This is a genomic window from Halomonas sp. GT, assembly GCF_002082565.1.
GTDB lineage: Bacteria > Pseudomonadota > Gammaproteobacteria > Pseudomonadales > Halomonadaceae > Vreelandella.
Genome location: NZ_CP020562.1, coordinates 836861 through 859154 on the forward strand (window position 1 = coordinate 836861; position 22294 = coordinate 859154).

Consider the following 22294-nt stretch of genomic DNA (forward strand, 5'->3'; position numbering starts at 1 on the left):
TATACTGATTAGTGGCGACTGAAGTAGCTTTGCATAACGGCGATTACTTTATCGATATCAGTCTCATCAATATCCCGGTGGACAACAAAACGCGTGGCGTAAAGCAGCTCAATCAAAATGCCATGTTCTTTCAGCCACGCAGAGAGCGGCTTCACATGTTCGTCGGGGAAGTGCGCGAACACCATATTGGTTGCCTGATCGGTGATTTTAACGCCAGGCAGTTTTGCTAAGCCTTTCGCCAAGCGTGCAGCACGATGGTGGTCATGGGCTAAGTCTGCGACATGGTGCTCCAAAGCATACTGGCAGGCGGCGGCGATAATGCCTGATTGGCGCATGCCGCCACCGACCATTTTGCGCCAACGCCGTGCGCGGTCGATCAATGCTTGCGAGCCCACTAAGGCAGAGCCGATGGGCGCGCCCAGGCCTTTCGAAAAGCAAAGCGAGACGCTGTCAAACGGCAAACAGAGCTGCTTGAGTGAGGCATCAGTGGCTACTGCTGCATTAAATAGTCGCGCGCCGTCTAAGTGCGTTGCCAGCCCTCGTTCCCGGGCAAGCTCAGTGGCTTTGATTACGTAGTCTGCGGTTAGCACTTTGCCGCCAATGGTGTTTTCTAGCGCCAGCAGCTTTGTGCGCGCAAAGTGAAAATCATCGGCTTTGATGGCTGCGCCTATTTTCTCTAACGGCAAGCTACCATCGACGGCATTTTCAATCGGCTGCGGTTGAATGCTGCCTAATACCGCAGCACCGCCACCTTCATAGCGATAAGTATGGGCTGACTGCCCGACAATGTACTCATCGCCGCGTTCGCAGTGGGCCATTAGCGCCACTAGGTTGCTTTGTGTACCGCTTGGAAATAGCAGCGCCGCTTCCTTTCCTGTCTGCTCAGCCAGCTTTTCCTGAAACGTGTTGACCGTTGGGTCATCACCCCACACATCATCGCCCACTGGAGCGGCCATCATGGCATCTTTCATGGCAGCGGTAGGACGGGTCACCGTGTCACTGCGTAGGTCAATCATGCGGAACTCCTTTTTGGGTTAGCCACGTTGAGACGCTTTACCGAGCAAGTTGTCAGGAACCATCTATGGTTAACAGCATACTTCTATCGCTCATAGCATACTCCAGGGCAACCCAGCATAGGCAATCAGATGGATTTGAAAAGTGGCTACCCGTTTTGGGCCGTAAAGAATGGCCTGTTAAAAACATTTCCCCAGCTTACCCGTGATCATCAAAGTGAAGTGGTTGTTATTGGCGGTGGTATTACTGGAGCCTTGATGGCGGATGAACTAAGCCGCAACGGCCATCATGTGGTGGTGCTTGAGCGTCGTGACGTTGGGTGGGGAAGCTCTGCCGCCAGCACAGCGTTACTGCAGTACGAAATTGATACCCATATGGCCGAGTTAACCAAACGCTATGGGGAAGATGAGGCGGTGCTTGCCTATCGCGCCTGTGCCGATGCCATCGGTGAAATTGAAACCTTGGCCGCAGGGTTAGGGGATGTAGATTTTGAACGTCAAAAAAGCCTTTATTACGCCAGCAATGGAGAGGATGTTTCGTCGCTCAAGGAGGAACTGTCTCTACGCCAAAAGCATGGTTTTGACGCTGACTGGCTTGAAAGCGAGGCGGTATTGGCAGAGTACGGTTTTGTGGCACCTGGGGCTATTCTTACCCAGCTGGCCGCTGTTGTTGACCCATATCGGATGGCCTATCAACTGTTTTCCAAGGTTGTTGAGCGTGGAGGGGAGGTATATGACCGCACGCAAATGCAGATGATGACGCCGGATGAGCAAGGCGTCACGCTGACGCTGTTGAATGGCGCCAAGCTGCGCTGTCAGTATGTGGTGATGGCTGCAGGGTATGAGTCGCAAGCCTGGTTGCCCGAATCGGTGGCCGTCAACCGCAGTAGTTACGCATTCATTACTGACCCGTTACCGCCTGAGGCATTAGGTAAGTTACGTCACACCATGGTGTGGGAGTCGGCGCGTCCCTATCTCTATATGCGTACTACCCGAGACGGACGGCTTCTTGTGGGCGGCGACGATGATAATGAAGACATACCCAAGCGTCGTGACGCGCGAGTAGAGGACAAAGCCGAAGGATTGGCACGCAAAATAGAAGCATTATGGCCAAAGCTTGCTATTAACCCGACGTTTTCATGGGGCGGCACTTTTGCAGAAACTGACGACGGATTGCCGTTTTTCGGCCCTCATGAGGCATATGGCCCACGAGTGCATTTTGCGATGGCTTATGGCGGTAATGGGATCAGTTATAGCATGATTGGCGCCAAGCTACTTAGGGCGCTGATTGAAGGCAAACAGCATCCCTTAGCTGTGCTTTTTTCATTTCAGCGACTGACGAGATATTCCCGTAAAACGTGATAGTCCTCAGCGGATAATGAGTAATTTGAATGACGATGCAAGAGAGTAGTAGGTGATGGATAAACAACTTTATTTACGTGCATTAGAGCGTAATGATCTGCGCTTTGTTCACGAGTTAAATAATAACCAGAGCATCATGTCGTATTGGTTTGAAGAGCCTTACGAATCATTTGATGAGCTGGAGGAACTTTATAACAAACATATTCATGATAACGCCGAACGGCGCTTTGTAGCAGAGGACAGCGACGGGAATGCCATTGGTTTAGTCGAACTGATTGAAATTGACTATATTCACCGCAGCGGTGAATTTCAGATCATCATCACGCCAGATCACCAGGGTAAAGGATTTGCTCGGTCATTAATCCGTCAAGCACTGCACTACTCGTTCACGATTTTAAACCTACACAAAATATATCTGATTGTGGCGGTGGAAAACGTTAAAGCTATTCATCTCTACGAGGAGAGCGGTTTCATAGAGGAGGGGCATTTGGTTGAAGAGTTTTTTATCAACGGCAAATACCGCGATGTGAAGCGAATGTATATCTTGCAGGACACTTACTTAGCGCAGTTGGCTTGATATACAAGCAGTGAATGGTCTTTGCCCCCAATGCTGTATAGAAGTGTTTTGATGAAATATTAATCAGAACGACAACGCCTCAGGCTGAAAACTAACCAAGGACTGAGGCGTTGTTGCTTACTGCTGACTCATATAAGCAGCGATGGCGTCGAAAGCTGCACGTTGCTGTTGGGCACGATTAGCCCAAACCTGCATCACATCCACTTCTCCTGTCTGACCTTGAGCAGCGAAAGATGACATAGCGAGTACTCCTAATTCAGAGGTTGAGGGACGGTTCAGCCATAATGGGCTCTAGTGACCCCAGTTTAGTTATACATAGTTTGCTTTGTGCATCGCAGCAAGTTAGCTGCAGGTTAAAGTCTATGCGCATTTCAGCCCTTAAAGCTAGTCCTAAAGATGTAGGAGAATTGCTATGCCGTGTAAGAAATGGCTTACAAAATCGAAAGATGGTCACCTATATCTTTGAATGGAAAAGATTTTCATAAAATAAAAAAGCCGACTGAAAAAGTCGGCTTGTGTCGTTATCTTTTCGTCTACAGGGGAGAGATGGCGATAAAAAAATGCTTCTTTCAGCCGAAATAGGCCGCTAATGCTTCATTAGCAGCATGCTGCCAATGGGCTTGACGGCGCCAAAAAGCAAGTACCTCGTCATCTTGAGTAGATAATGCGAATGTAGAGATCATAAGGTGGTCCTCCTATTGGGACACACCTAGAGTATAGGCTATTTTTGTTGCGGTGCAGCATTTTGGCCATTAATAACCAAAATAATCGTACACAATTTTATGTACCTAGAAGGGTATGCTGATGACATACCTATAACTAATCAATAAAACAACGAGTTATATCATGGTGCCAACTACTGCCGATTCTGACACACTCTCTCCTGAACCTAATTTTCAAGACCGTTGGGTAGCAACTCCGCGTGGTCGCCTGTTTGCTCGTACTTGGGTAACGTCTCATTTGCGCTCGGACGTGCCCATTGTCCTGCTCCATGACTCGTTAGGTTGTGTGGATTTATGGCGTAGCTTTCCAGCAGCGCTATGTGCGGCGACCCAGCGACGAGTGATTGCTTATGACCGTCTAGGGTTTGGGCGCTCCGATGCGTGCCTGACACCGCCACTGCTGAGCTTTATTGACGATGAACCCTTTACTAGTTTTGCAGCACTTCAGAACGCCTTTCAACTAACGCGTTTTATTGCGCTGGGGCATAGCGTCGGCGGTTGTATGGCGGTGCACTGTGCAGGACAGTATGCAGAGCAGTGCCAAGGAGTGATTACCATTGCAGCGCAGGCGTTAAACGAACCACGCACGCGACACGGTATTGAAGAGGCAAGGGCCGCGTTTCAAATGCCGGAACAATTTGCCAAATTAGAAAAGTATCACGGCGATAAAGCTCGTTGGGTACTGAATGGCTGGATAGACACGTGGTTGCATCCAGCGTTTGAACACTGGTCGCTTATTCCCGCTCTTAACCGCGTTCACTGCCCCACGCTAGTGCTTCATGGTGAAAATGATGAATATGGTTCGCACCGCCAACCTGAATGCATCGCTCGCAATACCCGTGGTTCTGCGCACAGTGAAATACTGCCGGGCGTTGGGCATGTGCCCCACCGTGAAGCGGAAGTAGTGGTTGTTAATTATGTTAGAGAATTTATTGAGCGGCTTACGCCATAAGACAACCGTTCCACAGGGAAACGTGAGGAATGCTATGCGCTTACGAATTTTATCCGACCTTCATTTGGAGTTTTTTGATGGAGACCGCGAATTGCCAGAGGTAGAAGCCGATCTCATCATTTTGGCAGGCGATATTCATCAAAAAACGGACGGGCTTGCCTGGGCCAGGCAGCGGTTTCCAGAGATGCCTATTTTATATGTGCCGGGAAACCATGAATTTTACGGTACCTGTATGCCATTACTTCGTGAAGAGCTCGCCATGGAAGCCAAGCGCTACAATATTGAGTTGCTGGATAATCGAGCGGTGACTATCGGGGGAGTGCGTTTTTATGGCACCACGTTATGGACTGATTTCTCGCTCTATGCCGATGACCCAACGCACAACCCAGAAGAGACCGATGCTAAAGCATTGCGCTATATGCCTGATTTTCGCATCGTGACAACCGCTCCTGGCCATGTTTTTACGCCTCAAGCAAGCCAAGAATTACACGTTGAAGCACTTTCTTGGCTCAGCAATGAGCTTGCGCAACCCTTTAATGGGCCACGCGTTGTTATTAGCCATCACGCGCCTTTACACAGCTGCATTCCTGAGCAGTATCTCGGTGATGCGTTGTCCCCAGCCTTTGCCTCCCACCTGCCTCAATTGATGGGCAAGATGGACCTATGGGTGCATGGTCATGTTCATGAGCCCGTTGATACTTTATGTAATGGCACGCGCGTCATCGCTAATCCAGGCGGTTATCCCTATGAGTTCACTCCAGCCCTGTTTGAGCCGAGCTTGGTGGTTGAAGTTGATTGATAGGTCATTGAATCAATAAACCCTTTCGCCCTTGGGTCTTCAATATAAGCAACGTTGAGTCTCCGCCAGGGCGTTGGTTGATGATCGGCAAAGAATAAATGCCCTGGCGACAGGGTAACTTTCCAGTCATCAGCCAGTTCACTCAATCGTTCAGATGTTATCGCTGTCGGTGGCTTTGCCCACACAAACATCCCGCCGGTAGGCTCGGTATAAACTTCCCAATTGGCACGTTTGAGCATCGCAAGCGCCAGAGACATGTGGTTGGAAAGCCTAGCACTTAACCGTTCAGTCAGTTTTCGGTAGCTACCGTTTTGAAGCATGGTGGTAATAACTTGCTCTGCAAAGCGTGAAGAAGAAATGCTGGTTAGCATTTTGATATCGACAATGCGTTGCACCATTGAAGAAGGCGCTGCGATATAACCAACGCGCAGTGAAGAGGAGAGGCTTTTTGAAAAACTGCCCAGATAAATAACTCGGTTGAGGCCATCTAACGCAGCTAAGCGAGTGCTTGGCGCATGTTGAAAGTCTGCATAAATATCATCTTCTATCAGTTTGAAATCGTACTGCTCGGCTAATTGTAATAAGCGATGCGCAACGGTGGGCGTTAGCGTTCCCCCTGTGGGGTTTTGAAAAACGCTGTTGGTATAAAAAAGTGTCGGCCGATGCTCTGCAAGTAATTCTTCTAAGCGTTCAAGATCAGGGCCGTCGGCTAAGCGAGGCACGCCGATAACACGGACACGTTGCAGATGTAGCAGGCCAAATAAGTTGTAATAGCCTGGTGATTCCACGAAGACAACGTCTCCGGGTTCGAGAAGCAGGCGTACCAATAAATCTAGCGAATGACTGCTGCCGCTGGTGGTGATTATTTGCTGATGATTGGCCGTGATCGCTAAAAGCCGAAGTCGCTCTTGTATTAAGTGCCGTAACGCCGTGGGGCCTTGGGGGGTGCTGTATTCAAAAATGTCCGCGCGATTCATACGCGCAACGTGACGGATCGCATAAGTTAAATCATCGCTCTCCCGCCAATGACTGGGTAACCAACCACATCCAAGGGGCAGGGCCGTCTCATCAGCACTAAAAAGCCCCCAAAGCCCGTTGGTCACTTCCTGCAGTGGGCTGGAAACTGTTTGGTGCTCACTTGGTGGACTATCGGCAACAAAAAATCCTGCCCCCGGTTTTGAGCGGACCAACCCTGCCGAGATTAAACGCTCGTAAGCCTCAATGGCCGCATTGCGGCTAACGTGGTGTGTCGCAGCTAAATAGCGAATGGAGGGTAGGCGGCTGCCATTGCCAGGTTTGTTTTGTTTAATCCAAGTGCTGATCGCCTCTTCAAGTTGCTGTGCAATAGGCGTATTGGCATGCCGATCAACTTTTAACTTCATATATAGTCCTGCTGGATCAACTGTTCATTAAAAAATCGGAACAGTGCCTCAATAATAGTGGCCCAGTGTATCTTACCCCGCTTGAATAAGCGTGCGAGCTTTATGGTTCTTTTAGCAATCTCAAGTGAGTTAATGCATGAACCAGTACAGCGCAGCCCGCCTTGCTTTCGGGCTATGTATGATTACCACAGCCGTTAATTTGCAAGCACCGCTATATAGTGCGTTAGCAGCGCAAGGCGGGGTTGGTGTTGGTGCCACGACAATTGCTTTTGCCTGTTACGTAGCAGGGGTGATGCCCGTATTGCTGGGGCTTAATGGCTTGGCCGAGCGGGTAGGTTACAAAGCAATCATTGTCACTGCGTTACTGCTTAATATGCTGGCCACTTCCCTGATGCTAATAGCGCCTGGCATCGTAATGCTCGGCGTGGCGCGTTTTCTACTTGGGGTGGGGACCGCGCTGGCATCCGCGGTGGCGCCAGCCTATATGCAACAATTATGGCAAGGCGATGATAAACAAGCTTCTACCAGTTACGTCACGATTAGCAGCGCGCTTGGGTTCGGTTTAGGGGCTGCGGTGACTAGCGTTTTTATCGTTACTACGCCTAGCTTAACGCCCCCCAGTTTGTGGTTATATCTATGTATTAGCGCTTTCGCATTAATAGGCGTGTTGACGCTGCGAAAAAGCATGCCTAGTGGGCCGAAAGGCAGCATGTTACGTTTGCCCAGTTACCCAAAAGGGGCTATTCGATTTGGCTTTGCGATTTTAATTGCCTGGGCCACGGTGGGGTTGGTAATTGCCATATTGCCTTCCGCATTAGAGCAGCATGGTTTAAGCGTTTGGAGTGGTTTCGCTGTTTTCGGTATTTGCAGCTGTGGCGTGTTATTTCAACCCTGGGCCAGAAAGTTGTCGTCATATCGGTCTACGTTATTGGGGCTTGCGATTCTGCCACCGGCTTATGGGCTGATTGCTTGGGGAGCTATCGCGGGGCACTTACCCATATTACTACTAGGCACGATCATGGCTAGCAGCGCCTGTTACGGCTTTATTTACCTAGGCGGATTAAGTGGCGTGTTAGCCGTGGCTGGCCCATCTTCTACCCAAGCGAGCGCTGGATATTTTCTAATGGCCTACATTGGTTTCAGTATTCCTGTGGTCACAACGGGAGTGCTTATAGATGCCCTAGGGCATAACGCGGCATTAACGCTGTTTGGAGTTGCCTTATTGGGGGGAGTTGTCACAACACTCTGGTTAGTTATCCAGAATCAACGAGAGTACCGCCCAGTGCTAATGGATTAGGCTGGCGCCGTGGCTCTTTAAGCAAATAGCTGACGAAAAATTTAGTGGCGCTTTATATGCTGAGACTATTTAACAATAGTTGAAAGTTGCTGGCGCAGAGGCTTTGTTAAAGTCAGTGAGTTGGGAGGCTTAAACAACAATAATCTTGCAATACAAACGTAAGCGTTGGTTATCCCCAAAACAGTACTGATAACAGCACTGATAACAATACTGATATAAACAACGCAGCAATGGAGCGCCACTAATGAGTGATACTAAGTTCGCCCAACAGGGTATGTCTTTTCGTGAAAGTGTTGAGCACATGGTGGATCACGCCATCGACATCATGGAGCTGGAAGAGGGCATTGGAAATGCTCTGAAGGTATGCCAGAGCGTGGTGCAGGTATCGTTTCCGATTGATATCGACGGCAAGATTGAAATGTTTACTGGCTGGCGAGCCACCCATAGTGATCATCGTCTGCCCTCAAAAGGCGGTATTCGTTTTGCGATGATGGTCGATCAGGACGAAGTCGAGGCATTGGCAGCGCTAATGACCTATAAATGCGCGATTGTCGACGTACCGTTTGGTGGTTCAAAGGGTGGGCTGATCATTGATCCGAGCAAGTACACTCAAAAACAGCTGGAAGCCATTACGCGGCGTTTCGCACGCGAGCTGATAAACAAAGGTTATCTAAGTCCTGCCACCAACGTACCTGCTCCCGATATGGGCACCGGACCGCGTGAAATGGGCTGGATGGTAGATACCTACCGCCAAATGTTCCCTAATGACATCAACTACATGGGGGCGTTAACCGGGAAGCCGGTCGAACATGGTGGCGTGCGAGGGCGCAACGAGGCGACCGGACGCGGGGTGCAGTATGCGTTGCGCGAACTTTTTCGCCACCCTGAAGAAATCAAGCGTTGTGGTCTGTCTGGCAGCTTGGCTGGCAAACGAATCGTGGTGCAGGGGTTAGGCAATGTGGGCTATCACGCCGCGCATTTTCTGCAAACCGAAGATGACTGCTTGATTACCGCGATCATTGAACGTGATGGCGCCTTGGTTAACGACAATGGTTTAGATGTTAAGGCCGTGCGTGAGTATATTGCTGAGACCGGTGGCGTTAAGGGATATCCGGCGGCTGAGTACCAAGAAGATGGCAGCAAGGTGTTAGAACGTGCCTGCGATATTCTTATTCCAGCGGCATTGGAAGGCGTTATCAATGCCGAGAATGCACACCATATCCAAGCGCCGCTTATTGCTGAAGCTGCCAATGGCCCGATTACCTATGAAGCAGATAAAATTCTTCAGCAGCGGGGGATTGAGATTATTCCCGATGCTTACTGCAACGCCGGTGGCGTAGTGGTTTCCTATTTTGAGTGGATTCGCAACCTGAATCACGTTCGCTTTGGCAGGCTCGATAAACGCTTCCATGAAGCACGTGGTCAGCACATTATTCGGGCGATTGAAGAATCAACGGGCCATAAGGTGCCAGATCATCTGGCTGATGAGCTAGCCCGCGGCGCCGACGAGTTTGATCTAGTACGTTCTGGTTTGGACGACACCATGCGTTTGGCGCTACAAGAGATCATTCGCACCCGTAATGAAAACCCGAAAGTTAACGACTACCGCATGGCGGCTTATCTGATTGCCATCGAGAAAGTTGCCCGCCACTATCGCGATATCGGTGTTTAATACAACGCTGCTATTGCTAGCTCAGCTGTAACGCAGTAGTGCATAAGCCATCCCTCATGTGTGTCATGAGGGATGGCTGAGTGTCTTAGCGATGACTTCCTTCCAGCTGCGCTATTAAATAGCCATACATTGCATCTGCGGCGGGTGAAAGGCTTTGACGTGCTCGCCTTAATACACCAATTCGGCGCTCCAAGTGTGGGGTGGCGAGTGGAATAAAGCGCAGCCGCTGATGTTCTTCCTGAAACGCTAACCGGGGCAGGGTGGTTACACCTATACCCGCTTCCAGCATGGCAGTCAGCGAAATCATGTTGGAAATATACAGCGTGCTATGGGCTAAAAGCTCTGCTGCTGGTGACCCTTCAAGCAGGCGCGAGGTGCCGTTACGAATGAGTGTATACGGCTTTAAAGCGCGCCAATGCAGTGCATCTTTCTGAGCCAGTGGGTGGTCGTCACGACACACCACGCCAATATCATCGTGGAGTAGCGCATCAAAGCGGAGGGTGTCATCGGGTAGCCATAAGCTAGTGATGCCGAGCTCTACCTCGCCTTTCAGAACCATCTCATTGACTCGCTCGGAGTGGCCGTCCTGTAGGCTGATATCAATACCGGGGTAAGCCTCCAGAAATCCGGCTAATAGAGCGGGCATAAGACGGCTGGCGACCGAGGGTACAGCGGCAATATCAACGCGGCCACGCTGCTGGCGAGCAATGGCCAGCGCATCGCGACATACTCGGTCGTGATGCGCTACCAATTCGCGAAAACGTGGTTCGCACCAACGGCCAAAGGGCGTTAACAGGGCTTTGCCGCCGCCTTTTTCAAAGATCGGCTGGCCAAGGCGCTCTTCAAGGTCACGCACGGCCATAGAAATGGCTGGCTGACTGCGATGCAACTGATTAGCTGCGGCGTGAAAGCCACCCGAATCAAGAATCGCCAGTACATAGCGTAAAGGTGCCAGTTTCAATTCGGGGAGCATGGTCGGTGTTTCATCTCGCTATAGTGGCAAGCTGCAATGGTAAGTTTTACTGATCATTTTATCTGAATTATTGATTATCCTTATCTTCCCGCCTTCTCTAGCATGTCGTCAACAACCCGTATCAACGACATTAAGAGAGAGGTCGCTATGTCATCCCTCCACGCGCTCTATATCAACGGCCAGTGGGTCGATGGCGAAAGCCATATCACCAACGTCAATCCCTCGGATCTTGCTGATGTGATTGGTGACTATGCCCAGGCGAGTGTTGCCCAGGTTAACGAGGCAATCAATGCAGCTCGCAGTGGTCAGCGGGAGTGGGCCAAGAGCGGTTTGGAACAGCGCTATGGCGTGCTGATGGCAATCGGGGATGAGTTAATGGCGCGAAAGGAAGAGCTTGGCTGCCTGCTATCCCGTGAAGAAGGCAAGCCGCTGGCTGAAGGTATGGGCGAAGTGGCGCGTTCGGCGCAGTTTTTTCACTATTACGCCGCTGAAGTGCTGCGCCAGATTGATGAGCGGGTAGAGTCAGTCCGTCCTGGCGTTGAAGTTGATACACGCCGCGAGCCGGTAGGCGTGGTGGGCATTATCAGCCCGTGGAACTTCCCCATGGCTACCGCGGTGTGGAAGATCGCCCCAGCACTGGCCTTTGGTAATGCGGTTATTTTTAAGCCTGCCAATCTAGTACCGGCCAGCGCTTGGGCGCTGACCGAAATCATCAGTCGTCAAACACTGCCAGCGGGTTCCTTCAACCTACTGATGGGGAGTGGTGGTCGTGTTGGCGAGGCGCTGATCACAAGCCCAGTTATTAATGCGCTGACCTTTACCGGGTCGCTGGAAGTGGGGCGCCGGGTGGCGGCCGCTACCGCCGGTAATCTGGTCAAGTGTCAGTTGGAAATGGGCTCCAAGAACGCCCTGATTGTTGCTGAAGATGCCGATCTGGATCTAGCGGTGGAAGCGGCGTTTAACGGTGCCTATTCCGGTACGGGACAGAAGTGCACAGCGTCTTCACGGCTGATTGTTCATGAAACCATTCACGATGCGTTTGTGGACAAGCTGACTGCGCGGCTAGCGAAAGCCAAAGTCGGGCCAGCCCTGGAAGAAGGTGTGCAGATTGGGCCCGTCGCTGATGCCCGTCAGTTGGAGTCCAATCTTCATTGGATTGAACGTGGTAAAGCTGATGGCGCCAAACTGGTCTTTGGCGGTGAGCGGGTAAGTTGCGCCAGCCAAGGCTTCTTTATGGCCCCCACGCTGTTTGTGGAGACCACTAATGAGATGGCCATCAACCGCGAAGAGGTCTTCGGACCAATAGCCTGTGTGATCAAGGTCGCCGATATGGACGAGGCGATCGCTACCCTGAATGACACTAATTTCGGCCTAACCGCAGGCATTATTACTGACTCATTGGCGCTGGCGACTCGCTTTAAAGCCGAAGCCGAGACCGGCTGTGTGATGGTCAACCTGCCCACCGCTGGCACCGATTATCACGTGCCGTTCGGCGGACGGAAGGACTCCAGTTTCGGCCCCCGTGAGCAGGGGCGCTATGCGCGTGAGTTTTATACTGTAGTCAAGACTTGCTACGTGAAAGCGTGAGGAGCGGCGCATGTCTAAACAGGTGCTGACCGTTGATGGACTGCAGTATTCCAACTGGTCTCGAGAGATTTTTGAGCAGATGCGCGAGGGTGGTGTGGATGCCGTCCATGCCACTCTGGTGTATCACGAAACCTTGCGCGAAACCCTAACCCGCATCGGCGAATGGAACCGCCGTTTTGAAGCCCATGGCGATTTGATTATGCCGGTGCATGCCCCGAGCGATATTTTGCGCGCTCAGCAGGCAGGCAAAGTGGGCATATTCTTTGGCGCTCAAAACTGCTCGCCGATCGAAGATGATATCGACATGGTGGCGGTGCTGCGCCAGTTGGGCCTTTTGATTATGCAGCTCACCTATAACAACCAAAGCTTGCTGGCGTGTGGTTGTTATGAAAGTGAAGACAGCGGTATTACCCGCTTTGGCCGCCAGGTGATTCGCGAGATGAACCGGGTCGGTATGGTGATTGATATGTCTCATAGCAGCGAACGCTCGACGCTTGAGGCTATCGAGATTTCCGAGCGCCCGGTAATTATCTCTCACGCAAACCCGAGCTTTTTCCACGCCGCCAAGCGTAATAAGTCTGACAAAGTGCTTCATGCAATTGCTGAAAGCGATGGTCTGCTGGGCTTTTCGGCTTATCCGTTCCACCTGAAGAACGGCCCGGACTGCACTCTGGAAGATTACTGCGACATGATTGCCCGCACCGTAGACATGATGGGGATTGAACACGTCGGCCTGGGAACAGACTTGTGCCAAAACCAGCCGACCACGGTGCTGGAATGGATGCGTAACGGTCGCTGGTCGAAAGAGATGGATTACGGTGAAGGCAGTGCCAACAACGCAGGCTGGCCCCAGCCGCTAGCTTGGTTACGCGATAGCCGCGATTTCCCCAACCTGATTATTGGGCTGCGTACCAAAGGATTTGGCGACGAGGAGATTGCTCGCATTATGGGGCGCAACTGGGTCGAACTGTTAGAGCGAACGATCATGTTAACGACCTAACCGGCCAATTTATCACGCCACACCGGCTGCATTGATCACTATCAACACTTACCACCAACACTTACCACCAACAATAATCAATAACGAGGTTCCCCCCATGAACTCACCCAAAGACACAGGCCCTGCCCATGGGCTTGCTAAGTTCGGCGACCCGGTGGTACTCGGGCTTAGCGGCGGTTTTGTAATTCTTTTCGTGGTGCTTTCGTTAATCAATCTCGAGGGAGTCGCTGGGGCTATTTCAGCTGGTTTTGCCTGGACAGCGGCTGTGCTGGGTTCGTATTTCCAACTGCTATTGCTACTGACGTTCTTTATTGCCATTGGCTTGGCAATTTCGCCAGCAGCCAGCGCTAAGGTGGGTGGTCTGGATACGCCCGAGCTGAGCACCTTTAAATGGCTTTCTATCATTATGTGCACCCTGCTGGCGGGCGGCGGCGTATTTTTTGCTGCAGGAGAACCGGTGTATCACTTCGTGGTTACACCGCCCGCCTTCGACACTGAAGCTGGTACGGTGGAAGCCATTGCCGGTGCGCTAGCGCAGTCATTTATGCACTGGGGCTTTCTGGCCTGGGCGGTACTTGGCTCGCTGACGGCTATTGTGTTGGCTTACTGGCACTATGACCGCGGCCTACCACTTCAGCCACGTACCTTGCTTTACCCAGTGCTGGGCGAGCGGTTGATGCGTAGCTGGGTCGGTGGTGTCGTAGATGCCTGCTGTGTCATTGCCGTAGTCGCAGGCACCGTTGGCCCCATTGGCTTTCTGGCGACCCAGGTCAGTTTTGGCCTGCATGAGCTGTTTGGGTTGAGTTCAGGTTATGGCACCCAGTTGGCCATTCTGTTGGTACTGGGCACTGTCTATGTCACTTCTGCCGCGACCGGTATCCATCGTGGTATTCAGCTGCTCAGCCGTTTCAATGTGTTTCTGGCCCTTGCAATCGCTGCCGTGATCTTTGTATTTGGCCCAACGCTGTTCTTTACCAATGCTTACCTGCAAGGCTTTGGTGTCTACATCAGCTCCTTTTTCGCCATGGCGACCATGACCTCGGAAACTGCGCCGGCTTGGTGGATGCAGTGGTGGACTGTGTTCTTTTTCGCTTGGTTTATTGGCTACGGCCCACTAATGGCGATTTTCGTGGCACGTATTTCCCGTGGTCGCACTATTCGTCAGATGATTCTAGCAGTGGCGGTTATGGCGCCCATTGCGACTACCGTCTGGTTTACTCTGCTGGGTGGTGCCGGTATCCACTATCAGCTAACCGGAGCGATTGACTTGGCCGAGGCGCTCAATAACTTCCAGTTTGATGTGGCCACCTTGACGGTTGCACAGGCGCTACCGGGTGGCACCCTAATGGCTCTGGCAATTTTGCTATTAACGACCATCTTTGTGGCTACCACGGGTGACTCAATGAGCTACGCCATTGCTGTGGTTTGTACTGGTCATGATGAGCCACACACAGCTGTGCGCATTTTTTGGGGGATCACTATGTCGTTAATGGCCGCGATCCTGCTTTACATGGGCTCCGGTCAAATCGGTGTTCTGCAGCAATTTATCGTGATTACCGCCATTCCCGTTTCGCTGGTGCTGTTGCCATCTCTGTGGTTAGGGCCAAAAGCGGCCTATGCCATGGCACGTGAACAGGGACTGACGACGCGCAAGAAGGTGATCGTTAATGAGTAACCGAGACTGGGTGCTGGCGCCACTCGCGCCCCTGAATCTTCGCCCCGCTGATGAAGTGATGCGCTTGGAGCGTCTGGGCAGCTTGCATGCTTGCCGACTGAGTTTTGTGCGTTCCCTGATGCGTCAGATGGGGCGTCAGCGTTGGCAAATAAGCAGGGTGCGTTTTGATCTTGATGAAAATGGCTATGGCACTGCCGTTTATCGCCTCCAGACTCCCTATGGGCGTTACCACGGCGTTATGTTTGCCCAGGCGCTTGACGATGAGCGCCGCTCCGACCGCGTTATTGCTGACGCTTGGGACGTCACGTTTGGCTTAGTGGAAGGTGACGTAGATGACAGTTTGCTGGAACAAATGGCCGCCAATGTGCCCTTGCAGGAAGCAGGGCGTCAACATCCTCGGGTGCTGGTGCTGTCCCGCGCCAACAAGAGTTTGCGTAACTTTGCCCACTTTGTAGAAGCGTTAGGCAATGGTCAGCAGCCGGACCCGCAGTGGTTAACTCGGGTGGGCTATCTCTATCGCACCACGGCGGTTTACGGCAATGGTAAGTTTGGTCTCGCTGACTTCGCTCGCTTGCATGAAAACCCTGACTTCCGTCGGCCATTCTCGGTGCAGATGGCCGGCGTCTATTTGTTGCGGCATTTCTCGATTGAACAAGTGGAGCATCTGGCACGCAGTCAATCCCCTGAAACGGCTTGCGGGCTAGCCATCGAGTTGCGCCGCTATTTGGGGATAGGGAACTCAACTGGTCTAGGGATGGCTCCCTTTCTAATTAACCATCCGCAGCTGATTGCCCAGTGGGTCACCCAGCGTGAAACCGCATTGGCGTTGGCACAGCGTCAGGCGCCTAGCGAAGAAGAGCGAGCGCGCTTGATTGCGCTGACCAAACGTGCCCAGCAGCATTTGGCAGAAACCGTAACCGAGGATGCTGAGCAGCGCGAGCGCAACGTCGCAACCGTGGCCGCATTACCAGATGTGTTGAGCTGGTTGGAAAGTGTACCGTTGGAAGAGAACCTATGGGCTCAGTTAGTGGCGTGGAGCGAGCGCACTCTGTCGCTAGAAGCTCAGGAGCTCATCAATACGCTGTTGATCGAGCTGTACCCTGAGCAGGTTGACCCGCTGGAAGAGCAGATGGGGGTTAATGAAAACCTCGACCTTGAGCCGGATATGCCATTGATGCGTCTGCGCCAACTAATTGAAACGCACTACGGTTGGGCACTTTCCCATGATTATACCAGCGATGAGGGTGCGTATTGGTTCTGGTACCGGTCGGCTGAAAAAGAGGAGCCGCGCCTAGGCGTGCGCGATGAGGAGCCTGGCGCTGAAAAGGAGGTGCCCATTGCCATGGGGCCACGTGTCGCCCACAGCCACGCAGCGATTTGTGAGTTTTTAGAGGATACACCGCGGGCCAAAGTGGTCGATTTTCTACTCGCCAAGCCACGGCATAAGGAAATTATTCGCCGCGTGCAAACCCTAGTAAAAGCCACTTACGGCGATATTCATGCCAACCTGTGGCATCGGGAAATGAAGCCGATGCATCTGCTGCGCACTAAGCTGGCGTTTTTTGGTGCTAGCCGCTTCGACCCCAAATCAGATCGCTGGGTGCGTATTACGCTGTTCCAAGGAGCGCCGTTGGTGGAAGAACTCAACGCCGAGCCGGAAGATCTCAGTCACTTCGATGATTGGAGTTTTCCGCTACAGCCACAGTTGGAAAAGGGCTGCGTGGCACCCGCTGGGCTATCTCCTCAGGGTGATCAATATCCACAGGGCGAGCGGTCGCCATTACAACAGTCGTCATTCCAGCAACAGCGAACTGCTAAAGGGGGAGTGTCGTTATGAAAGTCTCCTTTAATGAGCTGCAAGGTCTGTGCAGAAAAGCATTTACTGGGATTGGATTTGAAGACGGTGATGCCGCCGATGCCGCCGATATGGTGGCGTGGATGCAGTGTCATGGTTTCAACGCAATTGATCAGCTTAACCGCGGGCTAGATTTCCTGCTTGAAGAAGACCCTGAGTCGTTACCCAAGGTGATTTATCAGGACGGTGACCTAGCCGTACTGGATGGCCATGGCCAAAGCGTGCTGCGCAGTATTAGCTTGGCGACTGAATTGGGTTTTGCCAAAGCGCGTGCCCGCGGGCTTTCGGTGGTCAAAATTCGCCGCTGCCATAACCGCCAGCTCATCATGGGCTATCTGTCACGCCTCGCGGGTCGTGGTATCAATATTACTGCCTTCTGGCGTAATGCTCAGGAGCCGCTCACCGAGCAGGTGGTGGGCTTTCGTGCGGGCCGCTCTACGCCAGAAGTGCGTATCTATTCGGTGCGCGATGTTCCGGAAGAAAACGAACCCAACGACGGCATCACCCTAGTGATGGCCAACCACGTTGAGCTACTGCCTTCCCTCGGTGTTGATCATGACCTTGACCTGCTGGCTCGTCATTCTGAGTCTGATCTAATGGCCTGCCGCGAGCGTTCTCTGCAGGAAGGTATTGAGGTGAATGACGCTATTTGGGCACGCCTTAAAACGCTTGCTCATCGTATTCTTGTGGAGTCTTCTGAGGCTTCCCGAGGCGGTGCTGGCGCAGGTGTCAACGACAACGATTGAGAGCTAAATGGGAAGACTGTCATGATCCAACCGGTAAGAACTGATCTCTATGCGGCTAAGGCCCCGCTTGAATGGGCCGTGGTCGGCAATGGCATCTTATTCACCACACAAATTCCCATCGGCGACGATGGCGCTGTGGTGGAAGGCGGTATCGAAGCACAAACTCGTCAGACGCTAGATAATTTGCAACATACCCTGAAAAGCGCCGGCGCAGGAATGCAACAACTGACTCAGGTATTGATCTACGTGACGCAACGCGAAGATCTGGCCACCGTTAATCGCGTCTATGCGGAATATGTCACCGCGCCTTTTCCCAATCGGGCCGCCATTATTGTGTCTGGTTTTGCGCGAGAAGAGATGTTGGTAGAAATGGTGGCTTATGCCGCTGTATCAGAGGTTTCATAGTTATCATAGACACAAGCGTTATTCCCGAGTCACCGCATGTCATTCCCGAGTGGGGTTATCGGGAATCCAACTTGACCTTGGCCTGCAGCAGCCCGAAACCCCAGGTCAACATGGATTCCCGCTAAAGGCCTGCGGGAATGACGAGGGCGGCTCGGAGGTCTGGGGTGGAGTCATCGTCAAGCACTTATTAAACAAAAAACCAGCCCATCTGCTAATGCCAGTCAGCCTTAACTGACTGGCATTAGGCCCACGGGCCGCTTTTTTAGTGATGTGCGATTAAGCGCGTTTTTTCACTAACTGCCCGCAGGAAGGCGCTGCCCAGCGATCATCTTCGGTAAAGACCACATCGCAGACGACCGGCGAGTAAATACGGCGCACTTCTTCATCAATTTGCTGGCGTAGGACATCTTGATGGGCAAGCGTAGACGCATGAAATGCTTTGGGTAGCACCACATGGACCATGATATACAGCAGGCGGCCAGGGCGTACCATGCGAACCCGCACTTCCTGGGTATCGATATCTGCAAGACCACGAGCAACCGCCTGGCGAACTGGCTCGGCGATTGTTTCGTCGGGTGTTTTATTGAGCAGTTCTCGCAATGCCTGGGAGGCCATTCGCACCGGTACGCCAAGGCATAGCAGCACCACGGCCATTACCAGAAGTGAATCGACATAAGGTACGATTCCCCGCCAGTCTAGGCGCTCAAATAGCATCACCAAGCAGAACGCCGCTAACACAGCAGCCGAGATAATACTGTTCACCAGCCAGTTGAGTTTGTCAGCAGCCACCAGCGGGCTACTAACATGGCGCTGACTGCGGTGCATGACCCATGCGGTGAGCGAGCAAGCGGCGGTGGCAAACAGTGCGTAGATAACCGCCAGCCCCGCTGAGATCTCCCGTCCACCTGTCAGTAACGCAGCGATGGCGTCCACCAACGCAAAGATGGAAACGCCTAATATCAATAAGCCTTTGCATAGATTTACCAATGACTCGAAGTAGCTGTAGCCAAATGGATAGGACTCGCTATCGGGTCGGCTGGCTAGCTTACTAACCTTGATGGTGACCAGGGCTACGCTAAAATAGATAAGGTTAAATAACCCATCCAGCAAAATAGCCTGGGAGTTAGATGCCAGTGTCGCAGTGATACCTGCACAGCCAATCAGCAGCGCCATAAAGGCAGAAAACGCTAAGGTGCTGGATTCTGTTTTCACGAACGTTTGCTCCAATATTACCTACCCAAGAGGCTGGCAAGCATAGCAATATCAGTGGTCGCAATGTCAGTGATTTGTTTATTCTAAGGCTACAGAGATAGTCTTTAGAGATAGCCTTTAGAGATAGTCTTTGATGCACTGATTTAGCATCCAAGGAGAGATGTGCTTATGCGCCATGCTGATGCTGTTTCCTTTAGACAAATTGCTCCGGAAGATGCCGCCGAACTATTGTTGTTCGAAGCCACTGAACGTGACTGGTTTGAGCAGCACATAGAGGCCAGAGCGGAGCACTTCTACACGCCTGAAGGTACTCGCCAGCATATTAATGAGTGCTTGGCGTTAAATGCCCGAGGACGTATGAGACCGCTTATTATCCAACATCGAGGTGTGATAGTTGGGCGCGCCAACCTACGTGAGATAGAGAATGGTTACGCTAAGGTGGGGTATCGGATAGCCCAACATGCGAGTGGTAATGGGCTGGCGCAAAAGGCATTGAAGCATCTTATTAGCGAAGCTCGTTGCATTTACCAAATTAATACGCTCACGGCGACTGTTTCTTTAGACAATCACGCTTCACAGCGGGTACTGAAAAAAGCTGGGTTCGAAGTAATGGAAAAGCTACCTGAGTATTCGGTAGTAGCAGGGCGGAAGCTTGACTGCGTGGTCATGCAAAAAACAGATGTGTAGTGTTTAGAAACAAATGTATTGTTGTGAGATAGGGCTTTAGCTTTGGTTCGACACTTCGACGATGATTCAACTGATTTACCTAGTTATAGCAAGGGTGGCTACGCCGCCATCGCCCTCTAAAGTGGCCTCCTACATTAGATGATGAGCCTTGAGTGCCTGAATAAAATTAAGCGGGCACTGATCATGGGCAGCCACTGATTTAATGAGACCTGAATCCTCGCAAACGTATGCATAAGTACTTAATGGTCTGCCCTGGGATAGGTTGAAGCCTGCACCAGGGACAGGAATGTCTAAGAGGTTAACGAAAATAGCGCTGGCATTTTTTCCGCTTCTTGTTGAATGTTGTCGTCGACCGGCGTGTCGTAAGTCTTGAGCAGGTAGCCCAATACCGAATAAAACCCCACCATAGCAATCAGGTCGATAACGGCCTTACGTCCGATGGCGTCTGCTAACTCTGCTTCTTGCTCAGTGGACAGCATTCGGTGATCAAACAATGCATCCACCGCGTCGACGATAAGACCATCAACGCCTTCGGGGCGAGTTCGAATGGCATCGATCCGAGTCGTGGAGAACCCAAGAGCGAGCGCCCGACTAACATGATGAGCCCATTCGTAGCGTGACCCCATGCGCAAGCCCGCGCGTAGAATCACCACCTCGGTTAATTCTGGCCCTAAGGCATTTTCCTTAACAACATGCTGGCGCAAAGGTGCCCAGGCGTTGAGTAAATCCGGGTGATGAGCCATGGTGCGATAGACATTGAGAGCACCGGCAAAGTCTTCGCGTAATTCTGCGATCTCGTTTGGCCAATCGGCATCAGCAATAGGCGGGCAGGGAGAAGAGGGCGTCATGGGTGAGCTCCATTCAGATAGGGTGCGTGACATCACTCGGCGATGGCGGCGTTGATGGCGTTGGCAATGCGCTCAATGATTAGGTCGACATCATCGGCTTCAATAATATAGGGCGGTGCGAGCAGGATATGATCACCGTGAATACCATCAATCGTGCCGCCCATAGGGTAGCTGATTAGCCCACGAGCCATGGCTTGTCGCTTAATCTTGGCGTGAATTTTTCGGCTCGGATCGAAAGGTGTTTTCGTGTCCCGGTCCGCCACCAGCTCGATACCGCGAAACAGCCCTCTTCCCCGGATGTCGCCGACATAAGGGGATGCACCGAGAATGTCTTCCAAACCGCTTTGTAATCTCGCGCCCATGGCGTTTACATTGGCAAGTGTCTCGGGGCGCGCAATGATTTCAACCACTTTGTTAGCGGTTGCCGCGGCAACAGGGTGGCCGATGTAAGTATGCCCGTGCTGGAACAGGCCAGAACCGTTGGCGAAGCTTTCGTAAATTTTGCCGGACAGCATCACTGCGCCGATCGGCTGATACCCCCCGCCCAAGCCTTTGGCTATGGTGACGATATCCGGTATGACGTCGTCTTGCTCGCAGGCGAAGACCGTGCCGGTCCGCCCCATGCCGCACATCACTTCGTCGAGGATCAGTAGCACGCCATATTTGTCGCAAATCGCACGAACACGTTTAAAATAATCCGCGACAGAGGCGACAGCTCCAAGGGTGGCGCCTACGACGGGTTCGGCAACGAACGCCATCACTTCTTCAGGGCCAAGTTCCAAAATTTTTGCTTCGAGTTCATCGGCAAGCCGAATAGCGTAAGCCTCAGGCGACTCATCGGGGCCTTTCTCGCGATAGGCGTAGCAGGGGGAGACATGATGAGTTTCTGGCAGAATGGGCTGAAACTGCTTACGCCGCATCGCATTGCCACCGGTTGCCAACGCACCAATTGTGTTGCCATGGTAACTCTGACGCCTAGCAATGATGTGCCTACGCTGTGGGGCGCCAATTTCCACGAAGTACTGCCGTGCCATCTTCAGCGCCGCTTCAACGGCCTCTGATCCGCCTGACACGAGATAGACGTAATTCAAGCCTTCAGGTGCTAAGTTGACGAGTTTTTCGGCAAGTGCTTCGGCAGCATCGGTGGTGAAAAACGAGGTGTGTGCGTAGCAGAGGTTATCAATTTGAGCACGCATCGCTGCCAGCACTTCCGGATGGGCGTGACCAACGCTGGTGACCGCAGCGCCACCCGAGGCATCTAAGTATCGGCGTCCAGCAGTGTCTGTAATGTAGACGCCTTGCGCCGACGCGGCATGAGGGAGTGTTGGGCCGATACTGCGATGAAGAATACGAGTCATGGAGACGGTTCCTTATGGTCACTAAGCGATGAGAGCACGCCATAAGGAGAAGATTGGCACAGTTCAGTTCATAAGTGCAACATGTGAATCATTTTTGTTTTTAATAAAACACATAGATCATTGTTTTTTTAGAACTGTAACGTTTAAATCGGCGGCTGTTTTAACAAGCCGT

20 protein-coding genes are annotated in these 22294 nt (G+C 52.1%); 13 read left to right on the top strand and 7 right to left on the bottom strand.

Annotated elements, in window-relative coordinates:
• Nucleotides 1-8 precede the first annotated feature (8 nt).
• Nucleotides 9-1016 (bottom strand): low-specificity L-threonine aldolase, encoded by a 1008-nt coding sequence (gene ltaE, locus B6A39_RS03900; RefSeq protein WP_083001563.1) that lies wholly within the window; start codon nt 1014-1016, stop codon nt 9-11.
• A 129-nt stretch (nt 1017-1145) separates the two neighbouring features.
• Here ltaE and B6A39_RS03905 point away from each other — a divergent pair, with 129 nt between their 5' ends.
• Nucleotides 1146-2375, top strand: coding sequence for an NAD(P)/FAD-dependent oxidoreductase (locus B6A39_RS03905; protein WP_083001565.1), 1230 nt, complete (start codon nt 1146-1148; stop codon nt 2373-2375).
• Nucleotides 2376-2430: 55 nt separating this feature from the next.
• Nucleotides 2431-2952 carry a spermidine N1-acetyltransferase gene (gene speG, locus B6A39_RS03910; protein ID WP_083001567.1) on the top strand — a complete coding sequence of 174 codons (522 nt, stop codon included), beginning with the start codon at nt 2431-2433 and terminating at the stop codon, nt 2950-2952.
• Nucleotides 2953-3069: 117 nt separating this feature from the next.
• Here the strand turns inward: speG and B6A39_RS19135 are convergent, their stop codons facing one another.
• Nucleotides 3070-3192: a hypothetical protein gene (locus B6A39_RS19135; protein ID WP_269747981.1), complete on the bottom strand. Its 123-nt coding sequence runs from the start codon at nt 3190-3192 to the stop codon at nt 3070-3072.
• A 606-nt stretch (nt 3193-3798) separates the two neighbouring features.
• On the opposite strand from B6A39_RS19135, the gene B6A39_RS03915 reads away from it, so the two are divergent.
• On the top strand, nt 3799-4626 hold the full coding sequence (locus B6A39_RS03915; protein WP_083001569.1) for an alpha/beta fold hydrolase: 828 nt from the start codon (nt 3799-3801) through the stop codon (nt 4624-4626).
• 34 nt (nt 4627-4660) lie between these two features.
• A complete protein-coding gene (locus B6A39_RS03920) occupies nt 4661-5425 on the top strand; it encodes a metallophosphoesterase (RefSeq protein WP_083001571.1) in 765 nt (254 codons plus the stop codon).
• Here B6A39_RS03920 and B6A39_RS03925 read toward each other — a convergent pair.
• Nucleotides 5371-6807, bottom strand: coding sequence for an aminotransferase-like domain-containing protein (locus B6A39_RS03925; protein ID WP_083001573.1), 1437 nt, complete (start codon nt 6805-6807; stop codon nt 5371-5373). The two genes, B6A39_RS03920 and B6A39_RS03925, sit on opposite strands and share 55 nt — an antisense overlap.
• A gap of 136 nt (nt 6808-6943) precedes the next feature.
• Here B6A39_RS03925 and B6A39_RS03930 point away from each other — a divergent pair, with 136 nt between their 5' ends.
• A complete protein-coding gene (locus B6A39_RS03930; RefSeq protein WP_083001576.1) occupies nt 6944-8104 on the top strand; it encodes an MFS transporter in 1161 nt (386 codons plus the stop codon).
• Between the two features lie 244 nt (nt 8105-8348).
• Nucleotides 8349-9776 (top strand): Glu/Leu/Phe/Val family dehydrogenase, encoded by a 1428-nt coding sequence (locus tag B6A39_RS03935; protein WP_083001578.1) that lies wholly within the window; start codon nt 8349-8351, stop codon nt 9774-9776.
• Nucleotides 9777-9861: 85 nt separating this feature from the next.
• On the opposite strand, the gene B6A39_RS03940 is transcribed toward B6A39_RS03935, so the two are convergent.
• Nucleotides 9862-10749: a LysR family transcriptional regulator gene (locus B6A39_RS03940; RefSeq protein ID WP_083001580.1), complete on the bottom strand. Its 888-nt coding sequence runs from the start codon at nt 10747-10749 to the stop codon at nt 9862-9864.
• Between the two features lie 147 nt (nt 10750-10896).
• On the opposite strand from B6A39_RS03940, the gene B6A39_RS03945 reads away from it, so the two are divergent.
• From B6A39_RS03945 to B6A39_RS03970, 6 genes are all read left to right on the top strand, one after another.
• Nucleotides 10897-12336 carry an aldehyde dehydrogenase family protein gene (locus tag B6A39_RS03945; protein ID WP_083001582.1) on the top strand — a complete coding sequence of 480 codons (1440 nt, stop codon included), beginning with the start codon at nt 10897-10899 and terminating at the stop codon, nt 12334-12336.
• A 10-nt stretch (nt 12337-12346) separates the two neighbouring features.
• Complete coding sequence (locus tag B6A39_RS03950; RefSeq protein WP_198036755.1) at nt 12347-13336, top strand: dipeptidase; 990 nt, start codon at nt 12347-12349, stop codon at nt 13334-13336.
• Nucleotides 13337-13433: 97 nt separating this feature from the next.
• Nucleotides 13434-15011 (top strand): BCCT family transporter, encoded by a 1578-nt coding sequence (locus tag B6A39_RS03955; RefSeq protein WP_083001585.1) that lies wholly within the window; start codon nt 13434-13436, stop codon nt 15009-15011.
• Nucleotides 15004-16848, top strand: a complete 1845-nt coding sequence (locus B6A39_RS03960; RefSeq protein ID WP_083001587.1) for a hypothetical protein — start codon at nt 15004-15006, stop codon at nt 16846-16848. Before B6A39_RS03955 ends, B6A39_RS03960 begins: the two co-directional genes overlap by 8 nt.
• On the top strand, nt 16845-17612 hold the full coding sequence (locus B6A39_RS03965) for a DUF3726 domain-containing protein (RefSeq protein ID WP_083001589.1): 768 nt from the start codon (nt 16845-16847) through the stop codon (nt 17610-17612). The genes B6A39_RS03960 and B6A39_RS03965 overlap by 4 nt, the downstream gene beginning before the upstream one ends.
• Nucleotides 17613-17633: 21 nt before the next feature.
• Nucleotides 17634-18017, top strand: a complete 384-nt coding sequence (locus tag B6A39_RS03970; RefSeq protein ID WP_083001591.1) for a RidA family protein — start codon at nt 17634-17636, stop codon at nt 18015-18017.
• A 276-nt stretch (nt 18018-18293) separates the two neighbouring features.
• Here the strand turns inward: B6A39_RS03970 and B6A39_RS03975 are convergent, their stop codons facing one another.
• The gene (locus B6A39_RS03975) at nt 18294-19229 is read right to left on the bottom strand and encodes a cation diffusion facilitator family transporter (RefSeq protein ID WP_083001593.1); all 936 of its coding nucleotides are present in this window, start codon (nt 19227-19229) and stop codon (nt 18294-18296) included.
• Nucleotides 19230-19397: 168 nt separating this feature from the next.
• Between B6A39_RS03975 and B6A39_RS03980 the strand changes: the two genes are divergently transcribed.
• Nucleotides 19398-19916, top strand: coding sequence for a GNAT family N-acetyltransferase (locus B6A39_RS03980; RefSeq protein ID WP_083001595.1), 519 nt, complete (start codon nt 19398-19400; stop codon nt 19914-19916).
• Nucleotides 19917-20206: 290 nt separating this feature from the next.
• Here the strand turns inward: B6A39_RS03980 and B6A39_RS03985 are convergent, their stop codons facing one another.
• Both B6A39_RS03985 and B6A39_RS03990 read right to left on the bottom strand, forming a co-directional pair.
• Nucleotides 20207-20764, bottom strand: a complete 558-nt coding sequence (locus tag B6A39_RS03985) for a carboxymuconolactone decarboxylase family protein (RefSeq protein ID WP_083001597.1) — start codon at nt 20762-20764, stop codon at nt 20207-20209.
• A 32-nt stretch (nt 20765-20796) separates the two neighbouring features.
• A complete protein-coding gene (locus B6A39_RS03990) occupies nt 20797-22122 on the bottom strand; it encodes an aspartate aminotransferase family protein (protein WP_083001599.1) in 1326 nt (441 codons plus the stop codon).
• Nucleotides 22123-22294 lie beyond the last annotated feature (172 nt).

Bases quoted from the DNA above. Each gene is read 5' to 3' on its own strand.
- B6A39_RS03955 (WP_083001585.1), top strand. From the start codon at position 13,434: ATGAACTCACCCAAAGACACAGGCCCTGCCCATGGGCTTGCTAAGTTC.
- B6A39_RS03915 (WP_083001569.1), top strand. From the start codon at position 3,799: ATGGTGCCAACTACTGCCGATTCTGACACACTCTCTCCTGAACCTAAT.
- B6A39_RS03965 (WP_083001589.1), top strand. From the start codon at position 16,845: ATGAAAGTCTCCTTTAATGAGCTGCAAGGTCTGTGCAGAAAAGCATTT.
- B6A39_RS03960 (WP_083001587.1), top strand. From the start codon at position 15,004: ATGAGTAACCGAGACTGGGTGCTGGCGCCACTCGCGCCCCTGAATCTT.
- B6A39_RS03940 (WP_083001580.1), bottom strand. From the start codon at position 10,749: ATGCTCCCCGAATTGAAACTGGCACCTTTACGCTATGTACTGGCGATT.
- B6A39_RS03935 (WP_083001578.1), top strand. From the start codon at position 8,349: ATGAGTGATACTAAGTTCGCCCAACAGGGTATGTCTTTTCGTGAAAGT.
- B6A39_RS03930 (WP_083001576.1), top strand. From the start codon at position 6,944: ATGAACCAGTACAGCGCAGCCCGCCTTGCTTTCGGGCTATGTATGATT.
- B6A39_RS03920 (WP_083001571.1), top strand. From the start codon at position 4,661: ATGCGCTTACGAATTTTATCCGACCTTCATTTGGAGTTTTTTGATGGA.
- B6A39_RS03980 (WP_083001595.1), top strand. From the start codon at position 19,398: ATGCGCCATGCTGATGCTGTTTCCTTTAGACAAATTGCTCCGGAAGAT.
- B6A39_RS03985 (WP_083001597.1), bottom strand. From the start codon at position 20,764: ATGACGCCCTCTTCTCCCTGCCCGCCTATTGCTGATGCCGATTGGCCA.
- speG (WP_083001567.1), top strand. From the start codon at position 2,431: ATGGATAAACAACTTTATTTACGTGCATTAGAGCGTAATGATCTGCGC.
- B6A39_RS19135 (WP_269747981.1), bottom strand. From the start codon at position 3,192: ATGTCATCTTTCGCTGCTCAAGGTCAGACAGGAGAAGTGGATGTGATG.
- ltaE (WP_083001563.1), bottom strand. From the start codon at position 1,016: ATGATTGACCTACGCAGTGACACGGTGACCCGTCCTACCGCTGCCATG.
- B6A39_RS03970 (WP_083001591.1), top strand. From the start codon at position 17,634: ATGATCCAACCGGTAAGAACTGATCTCTATGCGGCTAAGGCCCCGCTT.
- B6A39_RS03925 (WP_083001573.1), bottom strand. From the start codon at position 6,807: ATGAAGTTAAAAGTTGATCGGCATGCCAATACGCCTATTGCACAGCAA.
- B6A39_RS03990 (WP_083001599.1), bottom strand. From the start codon at position 22,122: ATGACTCGTATTCTTCATCGCAGTATCGGCCCAACACTCCCTCATGCC.
- B6A39_RS03950 (WP_198036755.1), top strand. From the start codon at position 12,347: ATGTCTAAACAGGTGCTGACCGTTGATGGACTGCAGTATTCCAACTGG.
- B6A39_RS03945 (WP_083001582.1), top strand. From the start codon at position 10,897: ATGTCATCCCTCCACGCGCTCTATATCAACGGCCAGTGGGTCGATGGC.
- B6A39_RS03905 (WP_083001565.1), top strand. From the start codon at position 1,146: ATGGATTTGAAAAGTGGCTACCCGTTTTGGGCCGTAAAGAATGGCCTG.